The sequence below is a fragment of the Lysinibacillus sp. NPDC059133 genome (assembly GCF_042755925.1).
Classification (GTDB): Bacteria; Bacillota; Bacilli; order Bacillales_A; family Planococcaceae; genus Lysinibacillus.
This window is the reverse complement of sequence record NZ_JBHZDH010000022.1, coordinates 50,718-70,466: the sequence shown is the minus strand read 5'-3', so window position 1 is coordinate 70,466 and position 19,749 is coordinate 50,718. Positions and strand designations below refer to the sequence as shown.

At 36.5% G+C, this 19,749-nt stretch carries 17 protein-coding genes, 1 riboswitch and 1 other annotated feature; of the genes, 7 read left to right on the top strand and 10 right to left on the bottom strand.

Annotated features, from left to right (window positions below; translation table 11 throughout):
• Positions 1-183 (top strand): hypothetical protein (locus tag ACFXN8_RS13570; RefSeq protein WP_386845743.1); only part of this gene is annotated, 183 nt, incomplete at its 5' end.
• A 263-nt stretch (positions 184-446) separates the two neighbouring features.
• Here the strand turns inward: ACFXN8_RS13570 and ACFXN8_RS13565 are convergent.
• From ACFXN8_RS13565 to ACFXN8_RS13550, 4 genes are all read right to left on the bottom strand, one after another.
• On the bottom strand, positions 447-1,469 hold the full coding sequence (locus tag ACFXN8_RS13565; protein WP_386845741.1) for an ABC transporter substrate-binding protein: 1,023 nt from the start codon (positions 1,467-1,469) through the stop codon (positions 447-449).
• A gap of 353 nt (positions 1,470-1,822) precedes the next feature.
• Positions 1,823-2,401 (bottom strand): TetR/AcrR family transcriptional regulator, encoded by a 579-nt coding sequence (locus tag ACFXN8_RS13560; RefSeq protein WP_386845739.1) that lies wholly within the window; start codon positions 2,399-2,401, stop codon positions 1,823-1,825.
• A complete protein-coding gene (locus ACFXN8_RS13555; protein ID WP_386845737.1) occupies positions 2,398-4,599 on the bottom strand; it encodes an FtsX-like permease family protein in 2,202 nt (733 codons plus the stop codon). The genes ACFXN8_RS13560 and ACFXN8_RS13555 overlap by 4 nt, the downstream gene beginning before the upstream one ends.
• 17 nt (positions 4,600-4,616) lie before the next feature.
• Positions 4,617-5,309: an ABC transporter ATP-binding protein gene (locus tag ACFXN8_RS13550; RefSeq protein WP_386845735.1), complete on the bottom strand. Its 693-nt coding sequence runs from the start codon at positions 5,307-5,309 to the stop codon at positions 4,617-4,619.
• Between the two features lie 240 nt (positions 5,310-5,549).
• On the opposite strand from ACFXN8_RS13550, the gene ACFXN8_RS13545 reads away from it, so the two are divergent.
• From ACFXN8_RS13545 to ACFXN8_RS13535, 3 genes are all read left to right on the top strand, one after another.
• Positions 5,550-5,804, top strand: coding sequence for a hypothetical protein (locus ACFXN8_RS13545; RefSeq protein WP_376075053.1), 255 nt, complete (start codon positions 5,550-5,552; stop codon positions 5,802-5,804).
• An 82-nt stretch (positions 5,805-5,886) separates the two neighbouring features.
• The gene (locus tag ACFXN8_RS13540; RefSeq protein WP_376075055.1) at positions 5,887-6,282 is read left to right on the top strand and encodes a DUF1259 domain-containing protein; all 396 of its coding nucleotides are present in this window, start codon (positions 5,887-5,889) and stop codon (positions 6,280-6,282) included.
• A 290-nt stretch (positions 6,283-6,572) separates the two neighbouring features.
• Positions 6,573-6,617: riboswitch (PreQ1 riboswitch) on the top strand.
• 6 nt (positions 6,618-6,623) lie between these two features.
• Positions 6,624-7,106: a QueT transporter family protein gene (locus ACFXN8_RS13535; protein ID WP_386845732.1), complete on the top strand. Its 483-nt coding sequence runs from the start codon at positions 6,624-6,626 to the stop codon at positions 7,104-7,106.
• A gap of 202 nt (positions 7,107-7,308) precedes the next feature.
• Here ACFXN8_RS13535 and ACFXN8_RS13530 read toward each other — a convergent pair whose 3' ends face one another.
• Positions 7,309-8,040: a CPBP family intramembrane glutamic endopeptidase gene (locus tag ACFXN8_RS13530; protein WP_386845730.1), complete on the bottom strand. Its 732-nt coding sequence runs from the start codon at positions 8,038-8,040 to the stop codon at positions 7,309-7,311.
• Positions 8,037-8,750: a MerR family transcriptional regulator gene (locus tag ACFXN8_RS13525; RefSeq protein ID WP_386845728.1), complete on the bottom strand. Its 714-nt coding sequence runs from the start codon at positions 8,748-8,750 to the stop codon at positions 8,037-8,039. The genes ACFXN8_RS13530 and ACFXN8_RS13525 overlap by 4 nt, the downstream gene beginning before the upstream one ends.
• Before the next feature lie 258 nt (positions 8,751-9,008).
• Positions 9,009-9,209 (top strand) — a binding site (T-box leader).
• Between the two features lie 59 nt (positions 9,210-9,268).
• Between ACFXN8_RS13525 and trpB the strand changes: the two genes are divergently transcribed.
• Positions 9,269-10,432, top strand: a complete 1,164-nt coding sequence (trpB, locus tag ACFXN8_RS13520) for a tryptophan synthase subunit beta (protein WP_386845726.1) — start codon at positions 9,269-9,271, stop codon at positions 10,430-10,432.
• A 41-nt stretch (positions 10,433-10,473) separates the two neighbouring features.
• Here trpB and ACFXN8_RS13515 read toward each other — a convergent pair whose 3' ends face one another.
• Positions 10,474-12,099 (bottom strand): long-chain fatty acid--CoA ligase, encoded by a 1,626-nt coding sequence (locus ACFXN8_RS13515; RefSeq protein ID WP_386845724.1) that lies wholly within the window; start codon positions 12,097-12,099, stop codon positions 10,474-10,476.
• 297 nt (positions 12,100-12,396) lie between these two features.
• Here ACFXN8_RS13515 and ACFXN8_RS13510 point away from each other — a divergent pair, with 297 nt between their 5' ends.
• The gene (locus tag ACFXN8_RS13510) at positions 12,397-13,392 is read left to right on the top strand and encodes a serine hydrolase domain-containing protein (RefSeq protein WP_386845722.1); all 996 of its coding nucleotides are present in this window, start codon (positions 12,397-12,399) and stop codon (positions 13,390-13,392) included.
• A gap of 262 nt (positions 13,393-13,654) precedes the next feature.
• Here the strand turns inward: ACFXN8_RS13510 and ACFXN8_RS13505 are convergent, their stop codons facing one another.
• Both ACFXN8_RS13505 and ACFXN8_RS13500 read right to left on the bottom strand, forming a co-directional pair.
• The gene (locus ACFXN8_RS13505) at positions 13,655-14,608 is read right to left on the bottom strand and encodes an L-threonine 3-dehydrogenase (protein WP_386845720.1); all 954 of its coding nucleotides are present in this window, start codon (positions 14,606-14,608) and stop codon (positions 13,655-13,657) included.
• Positions 14,609-14,959: 351 nt separating this feature from the next.
• Positions 14,960-16,633, bottom strand: a complete 1,674-nt coding sequence (locus ACFXN8_RS13500) for a methyl-accepting chemotaxis protein (RefSeq protein ID WP_386845718.1) — start codon at positions 16,631-16,633, stop codon at positions 14,960-14,962.
• A gap of 405 nt (positions 16,634-17,038) precedes the next feature.
• On the opposite strand from ACFXN8_RS13500, the gene ACFXN8_RS13495 reads away from it, so the two are divergent.
• Positions 17,039-18,208: an FtsW/RodA/SpoVE family cell cycle protein gene (locus ACFXN8_RS13495; protein WP_376075071.1), complete on the top strand. Its 1,170-nt coding sequence runs from the start codon at positions 17,039-17,041 to the stop codon at positions 18,206-18,208.
• Between the two features lie 178 nt (positions 18,209-18,386).
• Here ACFXN8_RS13495 and ACFXN8_RS13490 read toward each other — a convergent pair whose 3' ends face one another.
• A complete protein-coding gene (locus ACFXN8_RS13490; protein WP_386845716.1) occupies positions 18,387-19,745 on the bottom strand; it encodes an aspartate aminotransferase family protein in 1,359 nt (452 codons plus the stop codon).
• Positions 19,746-19,749 lie beyond the last annotated feature (4 nt).

The following is a 19,749-nucleotide window of genomic DNA, read 5'->3' as shown; positions in this document are numbered from 1 at the left end:
CGTCCGATGAGCCGCTTGGGCCAACAGATGTTTTTTGCGCGAAAGCGAAGTGCTAACGTAGCGGCAGCAAAAGGGTTTCATTCTGTGCGAAAGCGAAGTGCTAACGTAGCGGCAGCAGCACCGAGGTTGGTCACGAAGGCGTTATCACAGGATGTGATGGTTTTAGCCTTCGTTCCTCTATAGCTAATCCCCAAGGAGTCGCCCAGCCTCCCACTCCAATCAACTTATTCACATGGCATACTTTTAACAAGACTTGAACCATAACCTTCTCAATAAGGTGAAACTAGAAAAGATTATCCCATCATACTTGTGAATCAATACATAATTCTAAATAGAATGGTGATTCTTCCGCATAATTGATTTCAATTTTTATTCTAAAAGTAGATAAAGCGGAGGCAGTTTTAGTTCTCCCCCGCTTCGTCTCATAAGATGATCATGTTAGGCCATTACTTTTCTACAAGCTCTGCACCCCATGAATCTTTAATGTCGATTCCTAAATCATCCGCTACTTTTTTATTTATTAATAGTTTTAGCTTTTGTGGATATTGAGCTGGAATATCGGCAGGAGTTGCTTCACCTTTTAGAATCTTCACAGCCATTTGCCCTGCTTCATAACCGATGTCATAATATTCAAAACCATATGCCGCTAAGCCACCACGTGCCACAGAGTCAAGCTCGCCTACAACTAATGGTAATTTATTTGCATTCGCTACATCAATGACAGACTCTAGTGCCGAAACTACTGTATTATCAGTAATGATATAGAATGCATCGGCTTTACCGATTAACGATTCAGCAGCTTGTTTTACTTCTGCAGACGTTGCCGCAGATGCCTCAACCACTGTTAAGCCTTGTTCACCCATCACTTTTTTCACTTCTTTTACTTGCGCTACTGAGTTTTGCTCACCAGCGTTGTAAACCATACCTACTTTTTTCGCACCCAATTCCTTTAAGAATGCCACTGTTTTCGAAATAGTATCAGGATGTAAATCGATTGTTCCTGTTACATTTTTCCCTGGCTTCCCCATAGAGTCAATGAGCTGTGCTCCAACAGCATCTGTTACAGAAGTAAAGACAATTGGAATATCACTAGTAGCCGTCGCCGCCGCTTGTGCAGATGGCGTAGAGTTAGCAAAGATTAAATCTACATTGGCACTTACTAGATTGTTTGCAATCGTCGTGTTAAGACTGTTATCTCCTTGCGCTATTTGCGGATCGTAATCAACTTTTAAGCCAGATTCTTCAATTGCTTTTTTGAAACCTTCAGTTGCAGCATTTAAAGATGGATGCTCCACAATTTGAGTAATCCCGATCTTATATGTTTTATCATCTGCATTGCCGCTCTCACTTGCGTTATTCGTTTCGTTCCCTTTTGAATCCGACGAACTAGAACCACTGCTACCACAAGCAGCAAGCATTAAAACTAACCCCAATAACAGGAACGAAAGCTTTTTTAAATTGCTTTTCACAAATAATCCCCCCGATTTTGAATCTTTGATATTTATCACACTTTAGCCAAGCAAAGTGTGAACGTATCGCTATATTATCGTTATTATCGAGGTTCGTCAACAACATTATGAATGTTCTGACTTTTAAATCCAACTAAATATTTTATCTTTTCATTCAATTTGCCGCTTTAAACCGCTAAACTGCGCTGTTTTTACAAATGGATTTCTTTTTCTAACATAACAAAAATTTTTTTGACAATTTAGCGAAGTTATTTTTCTGACAACTAATTATATGCAATATATGTAAAAACTGAAAAACCTGACATTCTCCATTGGAAATGTCAGGCTGCCTTCATAACAGGTATAATGCGCTCTTACTTTTTCAAAATATCAACTAACCAACTACTTTGTGGTAACGGGATATCTGGGAAGCATACGTACGTTTGAGCAACACCTTGAATGGCTGAATAAAAACAACCTGCGAGTGCTTTAGGATCACCACCTCGTATTACTCCCTTAACTTGACCCTCTTTTACTAAACTTTCAAATCCCTCAGATGCTGCAAGATCCTTAGCAACTTGTTTTATAGTATCTGGTAAGTTACTTGCTATTTGCGTTTGCGCAACTAACATTAATAATTTTGGCGATAATGGGTGAGTTTTAAAGGAATCAAGTATTGAAGTAACTATTCCATTTAAATACTCTAACGGTTGTGCAAATTCCCCTTCAGAAATACCAATAACAGACATACTAGTTTTAGCTCGATTTAAAAGTTCAAGGTATACCTCTTCTTTAGAACCGAAATAATGAAACAGTAATCCTTGGCTTATTCCAACTGAGTCACCAATCTCTTTTGTTGTAGTTCCTTGATAACCGTTTCTAATAAACAAATCCAAGCCCGCGTTTAGAATTTGCTCTCGTCTAACTTCCTTCTGTTCGCGGCGTTTATTCATTTCATCATAACCTCCTGCAAAGTTACTGCATTCATGCTTTTTTTATAGAGTAACATAATGACCTCGTATGAAACAGCAAAGATCACGAGAGAAATTGTTATTACCTTGCTATCTGGTGTCATTGGTATTGCTACAGTTGATGCTTTAGCCAATAAATCAAATAAAAATTTAGTTAAAACAATAGCATAGAGTGTGCCAATTATAAATCCGATGTAGGCAATTATTCGAAAGCCTGACAATACGATCCGATTGCATTCTGCATTTGTATATCCAAATGCTTTCATCATAGCCAAGTACTTACGATTAGAGGAAATAATGATTTTCATTACAATACTAATCGTTAAAATACTTAAAGCTAAGCCAATTGTGATAAATAAAAAGGATAGTGCAAAATACGTTCCTTTTTGCTGAGAGTTTGAATATAATACATCTTCAAATTTTGAAACAAACATATGCTGCTTGTTGTCAAACTCGACAATGTCTTTAGTAAATACACCATTATATCCTTCTTTTTCTAAAAGGCCAGTATTGATTGCAACATCCATATTACTGTAAACTACTTCCCCATACACCGATTGCTCAAAAGCTGTTATAGGTAACTGATACGTAACATTATTTATATGAATTTTCGCAGCGTCACCAATCGTCAAATCATATTTCTTGCGCATCCAATCATTCACCACAAGGCCTTCCTGCTTTGAAATATCTATATTCTTCTGTTTCTGAACACTATAAAGTTTAAAAAGAGAACGACTACTAAATAATGCCATAAATTGGCCGTTATTTAATACATCACCATTCGGAAATTCTATTTTACAGTCTTCTGAAAAATAAGGTGTTTCAGAGTCTAAAAGTTTCATTTCCTTCGCCTCAATAAATCGAACATTACTTTTATATTCGGAACCTTTAAGTGTTAAAGAGGATACCTTATCAGACATTGCCTGCAAAGAAAAAGCAATCTGTAAATTAGCGCTAGCCATGAATCCTGTCAGCAACGCCAAAAAGACTAACAGAAAATTATTTAATACGATTGCTTTAAAGACCGCTTTCTTAAAAGGATTAGTTGATCTGTTTTTCCTAATTCGCTTAACAAGAAAATTTAATTTTACTGATTCTGCATTATGAATCATTTCTAATGGCGGTTTACGCAAGGTAAATACGGCAATCCCAAAAGCCATTATAGAGAAAAACAGCGCGGGGATTGTTATAAACAGTATGAATTGTACAAGATCAAAATTTAGTGAAACATTTGGCACGAGAAATGTAGCATTCATTCTATTAATGAACAGAGGGCTAACTGCATAGGAAACTAAATATCCTACAACTGCGCCTATAAACAAGAAAGGTCCAATTAGGAAATATCTTTTAGCAATTTGTAGCTTAGAGTAGCCAAGTGCTTTTAAAACACCCATATTTGATTTTGCTTCATTTATATTTTGGATAATGATAGTAACAAGCAAAACCATTACAGTTAAACCGAAGAAACTTAAAGCGCTAATAAGACAGATTTTAAACATTTTTTCTTTTGCGATTAATGTAGAAAGTATTTGTGGATTATCCTCTTTCTTCAACACGGACTTTATATTTGAATCCATAAGCATTTTTTCTAGAAGGAGTTGTTTCTGTTCCTCAGATACACTTTCAAAAAAACGGCCCGAATAACTTGTTTTTTCCTGCTCATCCCAATTTGAGTAAACTTCTTCACTACATAGTATTAATGCTTGAGTAGTAGGTTTGTAGCCAACACCATTATTAGCTACCAGCGGTGAAATTGCGTCAGGTAAAGTAAAAACTCCACTAATTGAATATGTTGTATTGCTAATAGTAACTGTATCTCCTAGTGCTAATTTATTCTCCTGTGAATAATTTTTATCTATTGCAATTTCAGTTGTTCTTTTTGGAGCAACGCCTTCCAAGTATATTGGAATATCAATGTTGCGCGTATTTCGCATAACACGATATATATTTTTTTCATCATAAATGACTTTATATGTTACAGGATCATACGTAAAAGAATACTTATTTGAAAGGTCCGTTATATCCCCTCCTTGTAGAATAAGCGCAAAGTCCTGCTGATGTTGATGTTCTTGTACCTTCTTTATGGAGTCTATGTTTTGAAGATAGAAAACCAGTAACGTACAAATAAATACTGCACAGGCAACAACCATTACGAGCGGAAACTGTTTTTTTACTCTCATCAAATGTACTCCCTTTCTCACCATGTAATTTCATTAACATCTCTTGGATCAGCATTGCTAGATACTTCTACGATTCTTCCGTTACCCATTTTAATAATTTTTGTTGCGATTTGAGCAATACTAACATTGTGAGTTACCATAATAATTGTAAATTTCAATTGTTTTTGAAGTTGCTTCAAATAAGTTAAGATTTGTTTGCTCGTTTCTTCATCTAATGCTCCAGTAGGCTCATCACAAAACAAAAAATCCGGTTTTTTCGCTAATGCACGGGCTATAGACACTCGTTGTTGTTGTCCCCCTGAAAGTTCATAAGGAAGACGTTTTTCTAATCCTCGAAGTCCTAAACCATCCATTATTTCAGTAATATTTTTGTTCCCTTTTAAATCAGCACCCATTTTAATGTTAGATTCTACATTTAAAAATGGGAGTAAATAATATGCTTGAAAGATAAAAGCTGTTTTATCACGTCTAAACAACGTTAGTTCTTTCTGATTTAACCCACAAATCTCATAGTCATCATAAGTAACACTCCCTGAATCTGGCTGCTCTAAACCTGAAATTACATTAAGAAGCGTAGATTTACCGGATCCAGAAGGGCCTAAAATGACAACGAATTCCCCATCATCAATTGACAATGAAACTGAATCTAATGCATAAAGCAATTCACGACCATTTTGATAACTTTTAACCAAATTTTCTACTCTTAACATGTTAGACCTCCAAACATTTCGTTTATTAATTAATTAATCAATTAATAAATAAACGATATTATTGATTAATTAATTTGTCAATAACCAAAATGCTCCGTTCAATCATGCATAGTAAAAAGCCACATCTGGTTAGATGCGACTAAATTTTTCTACAACAATATTCCATTTCAGTCTCCTTTTTTACATTTAAAGCATATGATGCAAATGAGACTAGTGCTGTTCTCAAAAAGGAGGAATATCATGAACAATAATGAAACCAATTCAAATCAACCTTCTTATTCACAAGAGAATCAAAATGCAAATGTTGGGGATATTGACACAATCATTTCTAATCTATGTGACAGTCTATTTGCATTTGCTTTGGATTTTGCCTTAAATGCCTTAGAGTATACAAAAGAATTGGATGAGGAATTAGAATATACAGATGAATTCAAGCAACAAGTAGACGATTTAATTTTGGAAATAGAAGAAATTAAAAATATTTTAGATGAGTAATTTCAAATCAGAAACCCGTTATATGTACTACTTTCACGCCAAGACATCCTCATTATTAATATAAAAAGTAGAGGTGTCTAAAATGCAAAGCTTTCAAAATATGTGTACGAAATTTGCACAGATTGCCAACGGAAAAGCTTCTGTGGAACATGGCGTATGCTCAGTAAAACTTCATCGAAATCTTCATGTGAAAATTCAAGGTCGCCCAAGTCGTAGTGCACTTCATGCTGGGATAACATTCGAATCGCTTGATATATATGGAAATGCACTTAACTTAGGTGAAGTTGTAGTACTCCAAGAAGAATTACAGCCATTTGTTAAAGTACTTGCAGAAAATAATTTAATTATAAGTGCTATTCATAATCATTGGATATATACGGACCCAACTATTTTGTACGTCCATTTTCAATCAATAGAGCCTCCATTAACCTTTGCCCAAAAATTTGCTCAAGCATTTAGCGTTTTAAAAAACTACTGATAACTACACTTGTTAAAAGAACTGCTTAGAACAGTTCTTTTTTGATATGGCTGGACTCTCCTTAGTGGTTGTTTCTCATCTATAGTCCAATTTCATTCCATATGTAAAGAAGCAAGTGTACAAGCCCTCTTCTTATGGATTCAAAATTCGAATCCTGGTCAAACACACACCTATCTAATTAATGAGCAACGAACAAGAGCTAAATATTACCGTTAGTACTATGAATTTCTGCGCTTTTTTTACTCAACGCTATTTACAAATAAGCATGAACATTGATATGATTGCATTTGCTTCACGTGGTTCGTAACCATCCCACGTAAAAAAACTAAGGAGAAATCAATATGAAAATAAAATTTTTAGCAACGAGTGGCATTATTGCAGCGCTCTACATTGCTATTACATTACTAGTCGCACCATTTGGCTTTACAGAGGTGCAGTTCCGAATATCTGAAATGTTTAACCATTTAGTTGCATTTAATCCGCGCTTTGCCGTCGGGATCATTATTGGTGTATTTATCTCTAACCTCTTTTCACCACTCGGCATCTACGATTTAGTTTTCGGTGTAGGCCATTCGATGATTACCCTTGGATTGTTCATTCTTATTTGTAAATTTGTCAAAAATGTTTGGGCCCGTTTAGTCATCAATACATTGTTATTTACATGCACAATGTTCATCATTGCTTTTGAATTGAACTTAGCATTAGAATTACCATTCTTCTGGACATGGTTAACTGTTGCTGCAGGTGAATTTGTTGTCTTAGCGGTCGGTGCACCGATTATGTATGCATTGAATAAACGCTTAAACTTCAAAAATTTAATTTAACTGACGGATCTTATCGAGCCGTATTTAATAAAAAGAGGGACGGTTGGTTCACCGTTCCTCTTTTTTGTTGTGTTCAATTGAAGAGGAAAAATCAATAACATAGCTTATGTTTAAATTCGAATATTTTTCATGTAAATAAAGTTTTATTACCTAGCAAAAAGAGCGTTGCAATGAATAGTCAGAAAGAAAATAATATGTTATTTTAATCCTTTTCATTCTCATCTCCTAATTTTCCAACATAATCAATCAAAGCATGAAGAAGTATTAGAGGTATAATGGAGTTCAATGCGACTGCAAGCATCCCGAACACAAAGCCAAGAATGGTTGTCCGAATGACACCAGATAAACTCTGATATGTATGCGCAAGACCAAAAATTATTGAAGTACACAATAGAACGAACCAAATTGACCATTCTGGAAATAGTATGTTAAATGCAAATATAAGGAATCCACGATAAATAATTTCTTCTGTGACCCCTGCTGTCCATGCTACTTGATTCCAAATGACTTTGTCTTTCTTTGTAACAGGTAGTAACTCAGTAAACGCTATTTGCTTCATTTGTTTTTGTTTCATTAATATCATCTTATTTTTAACATTATCACTTATAAAATATCCAATCGCGTAATATAAAAGCAATATAGTACATAATAGAGCTACCCCTATGACAATATATGTAGCAATTGGTCCTAATGCTTTTGTGTTAATACTCGGCATTATTACGCGTAGTTCTTCTAAAGTAAGTTCAGAATTTGCCACTACTATTAAAATAATAAGTGTTGGTAACCACAAACCTAGCATAACAATCTTATAATAGTGTATCCTGCTTGCGGGATTAGTCGGAACACGTATTTTAAATCTTTGATATAACCAATAACCTATAATTGGCTCATATAAAAGAGTAAACCCAATGAATCCCCATAATAGTATGTTCATTTTGTTTTATGCTCCTTTAGCATGGTCTCTATTTTTTCAATTAGCCATTTTTCTTCTTGTTTACTAAATGGTGACGAAAATAACATGCTATCCAACTGTATCTCCATAAGTTTTGGTTCTGTTAGTAACCAATTAAATAATTGTGGTAATTGAGAAAAAAGTTCTTCGAGAATAGTATGTACTTCGATATCCGTAAATTGGTTCTTATAAGCTATTTTTAATTGATTTATAATGTTTATTAAGTGTGCATCATAACGAACGTTGTGACCATTTGATACATCATAACTCTCATCTACAATTTCAATTGGTAAATAACCCTTTAACCATCGCTGCTGAGATTCCATATGTAAATTATTTTGAATTAATGCAATAAATATCTCTGGTTCGATTACCTGATTTGATTGAGTCAACGAAATTGTGTATTCAAGTAGTTCAATATTCTTTTTAATTTCCACCAATTTACGGAGCATTTCCCCCTTTTGGTACTTTAAAGACTCTGTTATGTCCCATTGCGATTGCCTCATTAGCTCTTGGATATCTTTTAATGAAAATCCTAACGTTTTTAATCCCGTTATTTTTTGCAGTGTAATTATATCTTCATTTTCATAAAATCTACGTCCAGTTTCCGAAATGTAAGATGGCTTTAACAAATTCATTTCATCATAATAGCGAAGAGTACGGATCGAGACACCTTGACCAATCGAATACATTCATATTTCTCCTTTTCTTTTAATACATTCATTATAGTTTCTAACGTAACGGTAGAATCAATAATGATTTTTGCTTTTATTTATAAAGAATTAAAGAACTTTATTATCAGTTAGCAAGTAATGCATTATATCCTTCTTAAAACAGCTTGCCCGTTAATTTCTTTCAGCGGAGTCGTACAATTGTGCCTGGGAATAATTGATTTGATTTTGCACAGCACGCCTTGACACTATTCTGAAAATACTTTAGAATTCATTTCAATAAATGCTAGGAAAAAGAATAGTAGCAAGCGGTAGTACTTGAAGAGAGCTGATGGTTGGTGCAAATCAGTAGTACATACTTGTGAATGGACTTTAGAGCAGCCTCATCAAATGTGAGGACGAATTTACTCCCCGTTACCGGAGTACGAAAGCGCGCAATTTTTGCGAATGAAGGTGGCACCACGGTTACTCGTCCTTTTTACAGAAGGATTGTAGTGGCTTTTTTTTATGGAAAAATTAGAAAGAGGAGTCGAGAGAAGATGAGTACAGTAGCAGAGAAAAAAGGATATTTCGGTGAATTTGGCGGTAGCTTTGTTCCCGATAAGCTTCAAAACGTTTTAACTATTTTAGATGAAAACTTCCAAAAATATAAAGACGATGAAGACTTTAATAAAGAGCTAGACTATTATTTCCGTGAATATGTTGGGCGCAAATCTCCACTTTATTTTGCTGAAAATTTAACAAAACAATTAGGTGGCGCAAAAATTTATTTAAAACGTGAAGATCTTAACCATACAGGTTCACATAAAATTAATAACGTTCTTGGACAGATTTTATTGGCCAAGCGCATGGGTGCTAATCGTGTTATCGCCGAAACAGGTGCAGGTCAGCATGGTGTAGCAACAGCAACTGCTTGTGCAATGTTCGGGATGGATTGCACAATTTATATGGGGTTAGAGGATACAAAGCGTCAAGCATTAAACGTCTTCCGTATGGAGCTTCTTGGTGCAAAGGTAGTAGCCGTTGATAAAGGTCAAGGGCGACTAAAGGATGCAGTGGATGCAGCATTTGCTGATTTAGTAGAAAACTATGAGACAACCTTCTATTTACTTGGTTCCGCTGTTGGACCTCACCCCTTCCCTTCAATGGTGAAGCATTTCCAATCAGTCATTAGCCGTGAAAGTCGTGAACAAATTTTAGAAAAAGAAGGAAAGCTACCAGCAGCAGTACTTGCTTGTGTTGGCGGTGGTAGTAATGCGATTGGTGCCTTTGCAGAATTTATTGCAGATGAAAACGTCCGCCTCATCGGTATTGAACCTGATAAGGCTGCAACATTAAATGAAGGAACACCTGGTGAATTACACGGCTTCAAATGTTTAGTACTGCAAGATGCAGAGGGCAATCCACTACCAACCTATTCGATTGCCGCTGGACTAGATTATCCTGGAGCTGGTCCAGAGCATAGTTATTTAAAAACAATTGGTCGTGGAGAATATGTAACGGTGACGAATGAAGAGGTGCTTGAAGCATTCCAAGTGCTGTCAAAAGTTGAAGGAATTATACCTGCACTTGAAAGCTCCCACGCAGTTGCTCACGCACTAAAGCTTGCGCCAACATTATCTCCGGAAGAGAGCATTATTATCAATATCTCTGGCCGTGGAGACAAAGACGTAGAACAAGTATTTCAAATGTTAAATAAATAAAATGAAAGAGCGATTTCCCTTTATGGAAATCGCTCTTTTAACTATACGAATGAACCTAATTTCGGATAAATTTCCGCCACATTGTCTCGAAGCTTAGCTTTTAGAAACTTTCCAACTGATGTTTTTGGAATTTCATCTAAAAATACCACATCATCTGGTACCCACCATTTTGCAAATTGGCTTTCTAAAAATGCAAGAAGCTCCTCTTCACTTGCTGACATTCCTTCCTTCAACACTACGCAAGCTAGCGGGCGTTCTTGCCATTTGACATGCGGAATTGCAATAACTGCTGCTTCAAAAACAGCATCATGAGTCATTAATGTATTTTCTAAATCAACTGAGGAGATCCACTCCCCACCTGATTTAATTAAATCCTTTGTACGATCTGTTATTTTGATAAAGCCATCCTCTGTTCGTACCGCAATATCCCCTGTATATAACCAACCATCTCGATACGCATCATTTGTACGTTCATCACGATAGTACTCGTGGGAAATCCATGGACCTCGTAAACGTAACTCACCCATCGTCTCTCCATCCCATGGAACTTCGCCATTGTCATTAACAATACTCGATTCAATACCGGCCATCGTCATTCCTTGCATTGCTCGCGATTCAATACGCTTTTCAATAGGCCATTCATCCATCCAAGACATATAGTTTGATAACGCTACAATCGGTGTTGTTTCAGTCATACCATACACGACAATATACGGAATGCCATACTGCTCTTCAAATGTACGAATAAGTCGAGTGGGTGAAGCAGAGCCACCACAACAAATAGCTCGTAGCGAACTAATATCTCGCTCACGCTTCTCTTGTTCCTGTAACGCACCAATCCAAATTGTCGGCACCCCAGCTGTTAATGTAATCTTCTCCTGCTCTACTAAATCCAAAATAATTGCCGATGTGAATTGTGGACCAGGCAATACTTGTGTAGCACCCACATTGACACATGCAAATGGTAAGCCCCATGCATTTGCATGAAACATTGGTACAATTGGCATCACGACATCACGCTCGGAAATGCCCATTGAATCAGACATACTTAGCATCATACTATGTAGCACTAGACCTCGATGTGAATAAACAACCCCTTTTGGATTTCCTGTTGTAGCACTTGTATAGCACATTCCAGCAGGCTCCTCTTCCCCTATATCCTCTGGGAACTGATAGTTTTCATCTGCTGTTGCTAATAAATCCTCATAGGATAATGCATTCGGTAATGTCGTTTCTGGCAAAGTATCCTCGTCCGTCATAATAATATAATGCTTCACTGTCTTGAGCTCAGGCGCAATGTTTTCGATGATTGGTAGCAAGTCCACATCAATCATTAACATCTCATCTTCTGCATGATTAATAATGTAAATTAAATGCTCTTCTGATAAACGAATATTCACCATGTGCAAAATAGCGCCGGAACATGGTACCGCAAAATAAGCCTCTAAATGGCGATGCTGATTCCAGGCAAAGGAGCCAATCTTCATTCCTCTTGTCATCCCCAGCTTTGTGAGCGCATCCGCTAAGCGACGCGTCCTTTTCGCCCATTCCCCATATGTTAAACGGTGAATCTTTTGTGGGCTCGTCCGTGAAACAATAGTCTTTCTAGCAAAATAGCTTTCTGCTCGTTTAAAAAAGTCTGTTAATACTAACGGCGTCTGCATCATAAAAACCATCCATCCCTTCTTCTTGTGAACTCCCTTTTTTACCTTTGCGAAATATTAACAGCTAATTTAATTGAATACTATTAATATTTTGAATATGATTATAGTAGAAAATTATAAATTAAGCTATATATTCCAATAATTTTCTTTTTATTGTTAACTTTTTCTAAAATAACTCATTCACATAACGTGGGGTTGATTTCGGTTCCGGCTGGGCCTTTCCTCGAGCATTGGAGGAAAGAATGAGTACAATTAACACTTGCATACATCAATATAAGTTTACTTAAAGGAGAGAGAGAAATGATGGGGTTTGACGAATGTATAAACGAAGATTTTAGTGGGGTCATATCAGTCACTCAAAATGGTAAAAATGTATACCGTAAAGCCTTTGGATACGCAGATTTACCAAATAAAGTATCAAACAAGATTGATACGAAGTTTGCAACAGCCTCAGCAGGAAAAGTATTTGTTGCCATAGCCATTTTGCAATTGATTGAACAAAGGCGATTATCTTTTGATAGTTGTATCGGGGACATCTTGAATTTTGATTTAAAGAATATTGATCCTCATATCACCATCAGGCAGTTGCTTAATCATACATCGGGAATACCCGACTATTTTGATGAGTCTGTCATGGAAGATTATGACGAACTATGGATAGATTACCCCAATTATAAAATTCGCACATCATCGGATATCATTCCATTATTTATACATAAGCCGATGATGTATCCTACAGGAGATAGATTTCAATACAATAATACAGGATTTGTTGTTCTTGGTCTTATTGTTGAGGCCATTACTGGCTCTTCATTTGATGTATATCTTAATGAACATGTTTTTATTCCTTGCGGTATGTTGAATACGGGGTATTATGAACTGGACAGATTGCCTGCTCAATGTGCAAACGGATATGTATATGATGACAGCAGGCAAGAGTTTTATACCAATATTTACAGTGTTGACGTAAAAGGAACAGGAGCAGGAGGAGCATTTACTACTGTAATCGATGTTGAAAAGTTCTGGGCCAGTCTGATGAAGGGTCAATTGATATCGAAAGAAATGTTAAAAGAAATGTTAACTCCTCAAGTGAAAGAAGAATGCTATGGGTATGGGATTTGGCTGGATAAAAAAGAAGAAGGCATGTTTGATTACCACTTTGAAGGCTGCGATCCTGGTATAAGTTTTTATAGTTCATACGACAAACAACAAGATTTACTTATCACATTGGTAAGCAATTTTGGGTGTAACGTATGGAAAGTTTTCAGAGATATCAAAGGTTTGATCAAACGGTAAATACAACTATATTTTAACCCCGCCCTAAATTTAGGACGGGGTTATGCTTGTTTTAGGTTTTAAAAAATAAATAACTTTATTGTCTTTTACACAACGTGACAGCAACAAAAGGTTTTCATCTGTGACGCTAATCCCCAAGAAGTTGCCCAGCCTCCACTCCAATAGGTATGTTTAACAAATGTCATCCCAATCTTGATTGCCTGTAAAAATAAAAAAAGACGAAGAAAACTAAATTCTTCGTCCGATTTTTAGGATTGTTTATTTATGAACAAGCTTTTGTTTGTAGCTTGATTTTTAATTTTTCTAGCATATCAATTGTCATTTTTGCTAAGTCATACTGCACTTTAAAGCCCCATTCTTTTTGTGCCGCTTCTACATTTATAGAATTTGGCCAGCTATCTGCTATCGCTTGACGTACTGGATCTACATGATAATCCATACGGAAATGTGGCAAATGCTTTCTAATTTCCGCCGCAATTTCAGATGGTTCGAAGCTCATTGCAGTAATATTAAAGGCATTGCGATGAATTAGTTTGCTACTATCGGCCTCCATTACATCTACAATAGCTTGCAATGCATCTGGCATGTACATCATGTCCATGTACGTACCTTCTTGAATATAAGATGTATACTTCCCTTGCTTAATCGCTTCGTAGAAGATCTCTACTGCATAGTCTGTCGTACCACCTCCTGGAGGAGTTACGTATGAAATTAACCCTGGGAAGCGTACACCACGAGTATCTACGCCAAAACGATCGAAATAATAATCACATAATAGCTCACCAGCAACTTTATTTACCCCATACATTGTTGTTGGACGCTGTAATGTATCCTGTGGCGTATTATCCTTCGGTGTCGACGGACCGAACGCGCCTATTGAACTCGGCGTAAAAAATTGCAAGTTTAACTCACGTGAAACCTCTAACGCATTCATTAAACCACCCATATTTAAATTCCACGCTAGTAACGGATTTTTTTCCGCTGTTGCTGATAATAACGCCGCTAAATGCATCATCGTATCTGCACCAAAATCCTTCGCTAAATCATGCATTCTTTGTCCATCCGTCACGTCCAATACTTCAAACGGACCCTTAGAATGCTCAAGCTTCCGAATATCTGTCGCTAGTATATTGTCCTCTCCATAAATACTACGAAGTTTTTCTACAAGCTCAGAACCTATTTGACCTAGTGCTCCTGTAACCATTATCTTTTTCATTTCTCCAAACCTCCACCTGTGAACAATTGTACTTTTACGGAGTACAGTGATATATAAATAAACATTGATTTAACAACACTTCTGATGATTATCATTATAATTTGTTCATATTAAAAACACAACCATAATATTTAGAATTTTGAAAGATAGAACGTAAAACCCTTTATCCTCAGTATATGAGCCCTACATAATATTGTGCTAGCTAAACAAACAAAATACATATGTTCACTCTAAAAGTACATTTGTTCATTTTTCTTTATAGGAGCAGTATTCATTTTGTTCGAAGAAACAACCCTGCACCTACTAGTCAAAAAAGAACCTTCTTTGTCCACGAAGGTTCTTTTGTTTAAATTAAATTGAGAAACGCTTTACGGCTATTTGTAAAACTTTTGATACCTTATGTAGCTCTTTAATATAATCATGGAATTGCTGCTGCGCGGTTAACTGATCGGCTGTTAAAGTAGCTACATGTTTAGTTGATGCTGCATTCCTATCCGAAATTGACGTTAACATCGCCGCATCTTCACTAACCTTTTTCGTATGGTTGGAAATTTCTTGAACGGTTGCAGATACTTCCATTATATATGGCTTCATTGTATGTACTTTTTCTAAAATTTGATCAAAGCTTGTTGCCGTATCTCCGGTAACCTGAACACCCTTTTCAGTTGCGACTAGCACTCCCTCCATCATTTGCACAGCATAGCTAGAATCTAAATGAATGTTTTGCACTATGGACGTAATCGTTTGCGTTGAATGAACTGTCTGCTCCGCAAGCTTGCGTACTTCATTGGCCACAACCGCAAATCCCTTACCATGCTCCCCAGCTCTAGCAGCCTCTATAGATGCATTTAAGGCTAGGAGGTTTGTTTGTGCTGTAATTTTTTCAATCACCTCAACCATTTGATCGATTGTAGCTGCTCTCTCTACAAGTTTAAATATGGCGGTATTCGATTTTTCAACTGCACGTTTAATGGCCTGTATTTGTGTTAAATTTGCCTGAACAATTTCCGTACCACTTTCTGCATCACGTGCAGTTTTATGAGCAAAATTTTCCACAACCTGTACTTTTTCTAAAATCACTTGCACACCATTTAGGACTTCCTCTAGAGATGCCGTATTGGAAGCTAATTTCTCAGTAGAAGCAGCAGTCGAACTTGAAATGGACTGCACATCCTTTGCAATTTTACGCGTCGTGTTAGACGATTGCTCGGAGGATCCCTGCAGTTTTCCAGTCATTTCTTCAACCTCATGCGCGCTATTGGATACTGTATGAAGTAGTCTTTTCACCTCTGTTACCATTTGATTGTAAGACAATACTACTTCGCCAAGTTCATCCTGCGCCACATAACTGGCGTTCGCTGTGAAATCCCCCTGCTCTGCACGCTTTAATAATGACTTCAATTGACGCGTTGGTATATTCACAGCTTTTGTTGCGATAAAACCTATACAGATGACTAACAAAACAACAAATAAACATACTCCTCCTAATAACCAATAACCAAATTGCACATCTTTCTGATATGCCTGTTGCTGTTCTGTAGCCCTCTGAACTAAATAGCTTTGAGTTTCTTCTAATAATGAATGACTTTGCTGGCTTACAGGTAAATACGACTGAGCATAAAATGGTTGTTGTTCATTGTGACCTAACTGCTTATAGCGCTCCAACAAGTCTACCTGCTGTGCTAGCAAGGTCTTCAATTTCTTCATCTGATGATCCATCTTTTTATCGATTTTTAGATTTTCTAAATGATTTAAAGGCTGCTCAGCATTTTTTAAAATGACAGACATTTCTTGATAAGTCCCAGCTGAACTCACTAAATAATCTAATTGTCGTTGTGATTCCTCTAGTTCATTTAACCATCCGATTGGCACAAGTCCTTCTGTATAGCTTTCACTTGCTTGCCATGACATTTTCCGTAAATAATCAACACTAAAAATACCTAGCAACACATTCGATAGTACACAAACAATCATCAGTACAAGTAACTTGTCCTTCACCATTATGTATCGAAAAAAACGCATCATCTTCGGCTCCTTCTCCAACTCTTACCAATAATGATAGTATGAAGATATAAAGCTAGTGTTTTGTTTTTGTAAAGATTGTACGAAGAGTTATGAAATTATAGCGATTTATCTCTGCAGAAAATCATCATATTTAACAGCACATTTTGTTTCAGGCGTTCGTGAACAGCCGGTTTTGCTTACAACACACTCTTAGCAACAAGCAATCCCATTTGATGAGGTCAAAAGAAACGAAACGTTATTCTAGCAACCCATAAAAATACTCATATTGAATCATATGTAAAATTAAATAATTAGTAAAATTAGTTTATAATTTGTATTTTTTGTAATAATCATTTAACTTGCAACCTTCTGCATTTCCTATCGTTGTCTATTAATAGTTCGGTTTATGTTAAAGGAGGTGTTTGAATGTTACAGTTTAATAAATTAGATAAAACTTTAGTCATTAGCTTGTCATTGCTCGGTATTATTAGTTGTCTTTTTGTCCATTCCAGTAGTACGGTGTTTGAGCAGTATACAAGCTCGTTTATTATAAAGCAGTTTTTTTATTACCTAATTGGATTTTTAGTTATGTATGGAGTAGCAACGCTTGATATCGAGCAACTAAAAAAAATAGGATGGCCATTTTATTGGGCGATGGTCTTGTTAACATTTGCTTTATTTATTGCACCCGAAAGTATAGCTCGGACTGTTAATGAGGCGAAGCGTTGGTACCAAATTCCAGTGTTAGGATCATTTCAGCCGTCGGAGTTTTTAAAGTTCGCACTTTTAATTGTTGTCAGTAAGGTCATTGTTGCACATCGAGAGAAATATGTGCGCCCTACCTTTTTAACGGATATGCGGCTACTCTTAATCATTGCTATTATCACTCTTCCCCCTATGCTTGCTGTTTACAAGCAACCTGATACGGGCATGGTCATGCTTTATATGTCGATGATTGTACCGATGATTTTCTTTTCAGGTATACAAAAAAAATTGCTAATAATCTTTACAGCCATTCCAGTATCAATTCTCAGCGTTGTGGCTATTCTATATGTAAAATTTAATGAATTTTTTACAGACAAAATATTAAATAAAATGTCAGGGCATCAGATTTCTCGAATTAATGGATGGTTGCAGCCTAATGAATATCCGGACTCATCTTTTCAAACAAGGCAAGGGTTTTCAGCAATTGGTTCAGGACAGTTTACCGGAAAAGGTTATATGAACAATAATGTCTATGTCGTGGAAAAGCATACAGATTTCATTTTTGCCAACATCGCTGAAGAGCTCGGGTTCATTGGAGGGGCATTTGTCATTACTCTTCTGTTTTTTGTTATTTACCGTATTGTTCTCATTACAGTAGTAGCACAGGACCCATTTATGACGCTGATGGGAGCAGGCATTGCTAGTTTATTAGCCTTCCAAATTACACAAAATATCGGTATGACAATTGGACTTTTACCTGTAACAGGTATGACATTACCATTTTTAAGCTATGGCGGAAGTTCACTCATCTCCAATTTCATGTTAATGGGCATTGTGTTGATTATCTATAATTCTTATAGTGGCTACATGTTTAAAACAACAAAAGAGTAGGTGAAAGTGTGTATGAACAATACTTTAAAAAAGAGAATTTTATTATTACTATTCCTAACCGGAGGAGCTTTGTTCATACTCATACTGCGCCTAGCCTTTCTTATGCTATAAGACAATCAAAAGCTGTCTCTAAAGTTTTACTACGACTTTAGAGACAGCTTTACTTTTAGATTTTATATTATGCCTTCACTTTATGAATACTATCAATCACAACTTTTATAATTGTATCAAGATCCTCTTGTACAATATTAAGTGGTGGAGATAATGTTAATACGTTATTGAAGCCTGCAACAGTGGCACCATTTTTACCTATAATAACACCCTGCTCCTTACATGCCGCAATAACAGCATTTACTTTATCTACTGGTAAAGGCTCTTTCGATGTTTTATCTGACACTAACTCGATGCCAATTAATAAACCTTTGCCTCGAACATTCCCAACATTCGGGTGATTAGCCAATGCTTGCTGAAGTGTTTGCAAAGTAGCCGCTCCAACCTCACTAGATCTTTCAAATAATGCTTCTCGCTGAAGAATTTCAATATTTTTCAATGCGACCGCACATGTGACTGGTGATCCGCCAAATGTATTGACATGACGGAAATAACCGTATGCATCAGACTCAGTAAATGCCTCATAAATTTCTCGTTTTACCGCTGTAGCTGATAATGGTAAATAGGCACTTGTAATTCCTTTGGCCATTGTAATAATATCTGGTTTTACACCGTAGTTCATGAATCCAAATGGCTTACCTGTTCGACCAAAGCCACAAATTACTTCGTCTACAATCATTAAAGCTCCATGTTTTTTACACACTTCTTCAATGCCCCTTAAGTAATTTTCCGGAGGCATGATGACGCCCCCACCTGTAATAATTGGCTCTAAAATCATTGCGGCTACTGTTTCACTTAGCTCCCACGTCATCGTCTTATCTACAGCTTTTACGCTTGCTAAATCTGTCGGAGCAAGTGTATCACTTTCATGTTCTCTATATTGATCAGGTGGTGCTACATGGATAAAGCCCGGAGATAATGGTTCATATTTATATTTTCGTTCCGCTTGCCCTGTCGCAGCCAATGCGCCAAAAGAGCTTCCGTGATATGCACGGTAGCGAGAAATAATTTTATAGCGAGAGCTTTCTCCTTTTTGTTGATGATACTGACGCGCAATTTTAAACGCAGTTTCATTAGCCTCTGACCCACTATTAGAGAAGAAAACAACATAATCTCCACCAAGCATTTCATTAATTTTTTCAGCCAGTTCAACTGCCGGTAAATGTCCCTGCGATAAAGGCGCATATGCATTTTTCATCATTTGCTCATGTGCTACATCCGCTAATTCCTTGCGTCCATAACCTACATTTACACACCACAATCCCGCCATTGCATCGATGTATTCAACGCCATCTGTATCAACAATCCTCGCACCATTTGATTTTTCTACTACATAGGTTGCTTGTGGATTGTAGGGTTTCATTGAATGCCATACATATTGTTCATCTTTCTTTAAAATATCACTTTGAAGATTTACTTGAACCATATCT